Origin of the sequence: Streptomyces sp. NPDC058525, from assembly GCF_042719495.1 — a bacterium.
Lineage (GTDB): Bacteria > Actinomycetota > Actinomycetes > Streptomycetales > Streptomycetaceae > Streptomyces.
Genome location: NZ_JBHXNP010000074.1, coordinates 42,024 through 48,023 on the forward strand (window position 1 = coordinate 42,024; position 6,000 = coordinate 48,023).

6 protein-coding genes are annotated in these 6,000 nt (G+C 74.9%); 4 read left to right on the plus strand and 2 right to left on the minus strand.

Features of this window, described 5'->3' with window-relative positions:
* Nucleotides 1–141 precede the first annotated feature (141 nt).
* A complete protein-coding gene (locus ACFWP3_RS28960) occupies nt 142–624 on the minus strand; it encodes a phospholipase (RefSeq protein WP_384226726.1) in 483 nt (160 codons plus the stop codon).
* Between the two features lie 286 nt (nt 625–910).
* Complete coding sequence (locus tag ACFWP3_RS28965; protein ID WP_384226728.1) at nt 911–1,714, minus strand: alpha/beta fold hydrolase; 804 nt, start codon at nt 1,712–1,714, stop codon at nt 911–913.
* Nucleotides 1,715–1,814: 100 nt separating this feature from the next.
* On the opposite strand from ACFWP3_RS28965, the gene ACFWP3_RS28970 reads away from it, so the two are divergent.
* The 4 genes from ACFWP3_RS28970 (at nt 1,815) to ACFWP3_RS28985 (ending at nt 5,874) form a co-directional block, all read left to right on the plus strand.
* Nucleotides 1,815–2,516 (plus strand): 4'-phosphopantetheinyl transferase family protein, encoded by a 702-nt coding sequence (locus ACFWP3_RS28970; RefSeq protein ID WP_384226731.1) that lies wholly within the window; start codon nt 1,815–1,817, stop codon nt 2,514–2,516.
* 85 nt (nt 2,517–2,601) lie between these two features.
* Nucleotides 2,602–3,015 carry a GNAT family N-acetyltransferase gene (locus ACFWP3_RS28975; protein WP_384226732.1) on the plus strand — a complete coding sequence of 138 codons (414 nt, stop codon included), beginning with the start codon at nt 2,602–2,604 and terminating at the stop codon, nt 3,013–3,015.
* A gap of 150 nt (nt 3,016–3,165) precedes the next feature.
* Nucleotides 3,166–4,380 (plus strand): S8 family peptidase, encoded by a 1,215-nt coding sequence (locus ACFWP3_RS28980; protein WP_384226734.1) that lies wholly within the window; start codon nt 3,166–3,168, stop codon nt 4,378–4,380.
* A gap of 198 nt (nt 4,381–4,578) precedes the next feature.
* Entirely contained in the window at nt 4,579–5,874 is a 1,296-nt protein-coding gene (locus ACFWP3_RS28985) for a hypothetical protein (RefSeq protein ID WP_384226736.1), read from the plus strand.
* Nucleotides 5,875–6,000: the final 126 nt, after the last annotated feature.

Sequence of the window (6,000 nt, forward strand, 5' to 3'; positions counted from 1 at the left end):
TCCCGGGGGTCCGCACGTCGGGGCGTCAGCCGAAGCGGCCCTCCACGTAGTCCGCCGTGCGCGGGTCGGACGGGGTGGAGAACATGGCCGGGGTGGGGGGGGCCGGACCCGTGCGCCCCCTTGGCGCGCGGCTCATCCGGCCTAGGTGATCTCCACGATCCTGACGGCCTGGTAGTACAGCCACGCGGTGCTGTCGCAGGAGCCCCGGCGGGCGCCCGAGTAGGCGGTGCAGACCCTCTTCAGGTCCGCGTGGAAGGCCTCGTCGAGGCGGGACTTGGCGGCTGGAAACAGACCTGCCGCCCGGTGGTTGCGGTAGCCGAAGTCGTGGCGTGCGCAGGCCAGCCTGAAGGGAAAGCCGAAGGGGTTGTCCGGGGAGCCGGTGCAGTAGTCCGTCGACCAGTCGAATCCGTACGCGGCCCAGGCCGCCTGGTTCTCGCGCGCGGCGGCCCATGCCCCGTAGCCGGCCGCGTCGGGCTGCGTCCAACGGCTCAGCACCTGCGGTTTGTCGGCGGGGACCTCGGGGGCCGCCGAGGCGGCGGTCGCGAGGGCGAGCACGGCGGCCGCGGCGGCGGAGGCGGAGGCGAGAGCGGGGACGACGGTACGGCGGACGGCACGGCGGCGCATGGCGTTCCTCGGGGCCGGGGGGTGGGCGGGGCGGGTCGCCCCCCGGCCAACTCCCCCGGGTGCCGCGTGGTTACTGCGGCACGGCGCTATCGGGCCACCGGGACGCCGCGTCACCGGGACGCCGCGTCACCGGGCCACCGCGTCACCGGGCTACCGCGTCACCGGGCCACCGCGTCACCGGGCCACCGCGTCACCGGGACGCCGAGTCACTGGGCTACCGCGTCACCGGGCCGCCGCGTCACCGGGCCACCGCGTCACCGGGACGCCGCGTCACCGGGCCATCGCGTCACCCGGCCGCCGGTGCGCCGCCGGGCGGGCGCCCGTCCGTGTCGAGGGCCGCCGCGACGGCCCGGGCGAAGCCCTCCGGGTTGTCGAGCATGATGTTGTGCCCGCAGTCCGGTACGGACACCACGTGGACCCCGGCCGCCTCCAAGGCCTCGGCACCCGGGAGCGGAGCGTCGGCCTCCAGCAGCAGGAAGCTGCGCGGAACCTTCGCTTCCAGCAGCAGCTCGCGCATCGTGGGCCTCGTCCCCGCGGCCAGGTGCACGGCGCTGCGGTACAGGGCGGTCCGCCCGGCCAGCCGCATGGTCGCCCACCAGTGCGCGCCGGCCCGGTCGCGCACCTGCGCCCAGCCGCCCGCCAGGAACTCCTCCTCGCCGTAGGCGGCGATCCCGCTGCTCCCGCCCGAACCGGGGGTGGGGGACAGCGGATCCAGATTGGCGTCGACCAGCACCAGCCGGGAGACCAGGTCGGGGTGCCGGCCGGCGAGCACGATGGCGACGGATCCGCCCATGCTGTGCGCGATCAGCTCGGCGCCCCGCACCCCGGCGGCGGCGAGGGCGGCCGCGAGCGCATCGGCATGCGCCTCGAGGGTGTACGAGAACCCCTCGGGCCGGTCGCTGTACCCGTGGCCCAGCAGGTCGACGAGCAGCGAACGGCGCCCCGCCAGCAGCGGATGGGCCGCGCTCGCCGTGAAGTAGCCGGGCGAACTGGCCCCCAGCCCGTGCACGTACACCCGGGCCGGCTCCTCCCCCGGCAGCTCCACCCACCTGATCCGGTCACCCTCCGCCGTGACGGCAGCGCTCCGCACGATCCATCCCCCCTGTACTCCCAGGTCACTTCCCGGTCATGGCCGGGACGAGGATAGCCAGGGCCGGGCCGCCGCATCCGGCTCGTCTACCCTCGGTCAGGTGATCGACCACGTGAACGAGCTCACCGACGAGGCACCGCGCACCGGCACGCCCCCCGAGGGCGCGGCCGTGGCCGTGTGGTCCCTGGACACCCTGCGGGATTCGGTCGCCGGACGCCCGGTCGCCGAGGCCGGGGAGGTCCTGGACGCGGCCGAACAGGAGCGCGCCGCACGGCTCCGGCGGCCCGCCGACCGGCACCGCTACCTCGCCTCGCACCTGGGCCTGCGCGTCCTGCTCGGCGGCTACCTGGGGCTGGCGCCGCACGAGGTCGTCCTGGTCCGCGAGACCTGCCCGTGCTGCGGCGGCCCGCACGGCCGGCCCGCCGTGGCCGGCGGCGGACCGGTCCACTTCTCCCTCTCGCACAGCGGCGACGTGGCCTACCTGGCCTTCTCCGGAGTGCCCGTCGGCATCGACGTGGAGGAGACGCCGAGCCAGGAGGCGCTGGCCGACGTACTGCCGCTGCTGCACCCGGCGGAGATCGCCGAGCTGAACGCCCTGCCCGAGGCGGACCGGCCGGCCGGGCTGGCCCGCGTCTGGTGCCGCAAGGAGGCCTGCCTCAAGGCCCAGGGCACCGGACTCGCCCTCGGCCTGGTCGACCCGTACGTCGGCTCCGCCGCCACCCCGGCCCCCGTCCCGGGCTGGACCCTGCGCGACCTCCCGGCCCCCCCGCACTACGCGGCGGCCCTGGCCGTCCGGGCCTGACCGCCGCACGGGCTCGTGCCCGCGCATCGCGTTCCGCGGCGAAATCCCGCGCTCCGGCTGCCCTTCGCGCACTATCGTGGCCGCCATGGACATCCGCCGGGCCCGCACCCCCGCCGAGCTCACCGCCGCCGAATCCCTCTTCGACGGGCCCGCGCGCGCGGAGTGGTCCGAGCGCTTCCTGGCCGCGCCGGGGCATCTGCTGCTCATCGCCTACGTGGACGGCGTACCCGCCGGGATGGTCTCCGGCGTCGAGATGACCCACCCCGACAAGGGCACCGAGATGTGCCTGTACGAGCTCTCCGTGGACGAGGGGTACCGCCGCCGCGGAATCGGCCGCGCCCTGACCGCCGCGCTCGCCGAGGAGGCCAAGGCCCGTGGCTGCTACGGCATGTGGGTGGGCGTCGACACGGACAACGAGGCGGCCCTCGCCACCTACGCGGCCGCCGGGGCCCGCGACGAGGGCGTCTTCACGATGCGCGGCTGGCCCTTCACGCCGTAGGTCCGAAGACGCGCCACCGCACCCGCCCGGCAGCCCGCCCCCGCCGCCCGTCGCCGCCCGTCGCCCGCGTCGCCCCCGCGGCGGCGTGTCGTGCGCCCAGTCGGCGCACCCTCCGCGCGCCCCTGCCGCCCGTCGCCGAGCATCGGCCACATGACCGCATTCGCCGCCCTCCTCCCGGCCGCCGCCCTCCTCGCGACGGCCGGCACGGCCACCGCCCTGCCGCCGCCGCACTCCGACGCCACCGACGCCCGGACCGCCCCCTACGTCGTCGTCCTGAAGGGCGCTCCGGCCGACTCCGGCCCCCGGGTTCCCGCCCGTGCCCTGGCCCTGGCCGTCGAGGCGGCCGACGCCGGCGACGAGGTCTCGGACGTCTTCGACACCGTCCTGGACGGTTTCGCCGTCCGCACCACCGCCGCCCGCGCCGCCGCCCTGGCCGCCGACCCCCGGGTCGCCTCGGTGGAACCGGACGCCGAGTTCCGCACCGCCGACACCCAGCCCCGGGCGCCCTGGCCGCTGGACCGGATCGACCAGCGCGAGCTCCCGCTCGACGGTTCGTACACGTACCCGACCAGGGCCGACGGCGTCACCGTCTACGTCATCGACACCGGAATCAACACCCGCCACCAGGAGTTCGGCGGCCGCGCCCGGGCCGGCTACAACGGGCTGTTCCTCCAGGGCTCCGGCGACTGCAACGGCCACGGCACGCACGTCGCGGCGACCGTGGGCGGGGAGACGTACGGGGTCGCGAAGGGCGTCTCCCTCGTCTCGGTGAAGGTGGCCGACTGCCGCGGCTCCGGGCGGCTTTCGGCCATGGTCGGCGGCATCGAGTGGATGGTGAAGCACGCCGCCAGGTCACCCGCCACCCCGGCGGTCGCCAACATGAGCATGGGCGGCACCCGCAGCTACGCCCTCGACGGGGCGGTCACCCGGGCCATCGCCTCCGGGGTCGCCTTCGTCGTGGCCGCCGGCAACGACGGCAAGGACGCCTGCTCCGGATCCCCGGCCTCCGTACCGCAGGCCCTCACGGTCGGCGCGACCGACGCCGAGGACCGGCGCGCGCCGTTCTCCAACCACGGCCGCTGCGTGGACCTCTCGGCGCCCGGCGTGTCCGTCGTCTCGGCGTGGAAGGGGTCCGCTACCGCCACCGCCCGCTCCTCCGGCACCTCGATGGCAGCCCCGCACGTGGCCGGGGTCGCGGCGCTGATCCGCGCCGACGGCACGGGCAAGACCCCGGAGCAGGTGGCCGCGGCGCTGGCGCACAGCGCGGTCCCCGACCGCATCACCGGACTCCCCGCGGGCACCCCCAACCTCCTGCTGCACACCCCCACCGCCCTCCCCCAGCTACCGCTGGGAGGTGCCCGCTGAGGCCCCACCGACCAGTCGGTATCCGATGTGCCATCAGACCTGCTCTGATGGCACATCAATTTCTGTGTGCTTCGGGCGAAAACAAGTCATTGACTTCTCATCACGGCGACGCGTCAATGTCGGCCACCGCACCGGCTCGGCCTCCCCCACACAGCGGGTGGGGGGAGGGGTTCGTCATGACGAAGGAGTCGCGACCCAGTGAGTACGCAAACGCTCAGACGAAGAGTGCTGGCCGGGGCCGGGGCACTGTCCCTGGCCCTGACGGGCGGTGTGGTCGGCCTGGCCGGCTCCGCGCAGGCCGCGACGAAGACCACGCCGGTCTACGTGAAGTGCGACGCCCCGGCTCCGCAGCCGGACGCCGAGGGCATCCAGGACTACACCATCACGCTCCCCGACGGCGCCAAGGCGGGCGACACCGTACCGATCTCGATCGACCCGGGTCTGACGCCCATCATCCCGATGTTCACCATCGAGACGGTCAACACCACCAAGGCCAAGCTGCTCGTCGACGGCGTGCCCCAGACCGTCACCAGCCCGCCCACACCGAGCCGGCAGACGGCGGGCCAGAAGGCCGACCCGCCGAGGTTCGACGGGACCGTCAAGATCCCCGACGGCACCGAGGGCCGCACCATCCAGATCACCATCGACCAGGTGATCACGGACGCCGACATCGGCGGCACCGTCTACACCACGACCTGTACGCCGGACCCGCGCCCCAGCGGCTCCGTCGGATCGGTCGCCGTCGAGGCCCTGCCCAAGGACCCGGTCACCACCAAGCTGACTCCCAACAGCGGCAAGGCGGGCCAGAAGGTCGCCGTCACCGGCGCCAACTTCGCCCCCGGTGCGGTCACCTGCTCCGCGCTCCTCGCGGGCACCCCGACCGGTGACACCGGCCAGGGCACGGCGGCCGCGGGCGGCGCGGCCACCTGTGAGGTCACGGTCACCAAGAAGGCCGACCAGATCAGGATCGACGGATCGGTCACCCCGTACAAGGACTTCGTCTTCCTCGAGGACCAGCCCGGCGTGAAGAACCCGGTCGACGTCGAGGTGCTGCCCGGTCCGCTGGCCATCGGCCCGCAGAGCGGCAACCCGGCCGTCAGCTTCGGCAAGGTGACCATCAACGGCAAGCCCCAGTCGGTCGTCGGCCAGTTCACGGCGATGTCCGTCCAGGACTTCCGCGGCGGCAGCCTCGGCTGGGACGTCACGGCGACCCGTACGCCGTTCCTGAACGAGACCACCGGCCACTCCATGGCGAAGGCGCAGATCGGCATCCAGCCCACCTGCACCGTCACCAACGCGGACAGCCCGAGCACCTGCACCGCCGGTGCGCCCGGGGCGATCTCCGCGACCCCGATGAAGGTGGCCTCCCAGGCCGCCGGCGGGGAGGAGCTGACGGGTGGCGAGTTCGCCGTCGGCGGCGCGGGGATGATCCAGCTCCCGCCGTTCATGTTCGCCGACACCTACCAGTCGGTGGTCACCTTCTCCATCGCCTGACCCGGTCCGACCGGTCCCAGGGTGGTGGGGGGGGGGGGGGGGGCCCCCCCCCCCCCCCCCGGGGCCCCCCCCCCCCGCCCCCCCCCCCCCCCCCCCCCCCCCCCCCCCCACGAGCGCAACACCGGC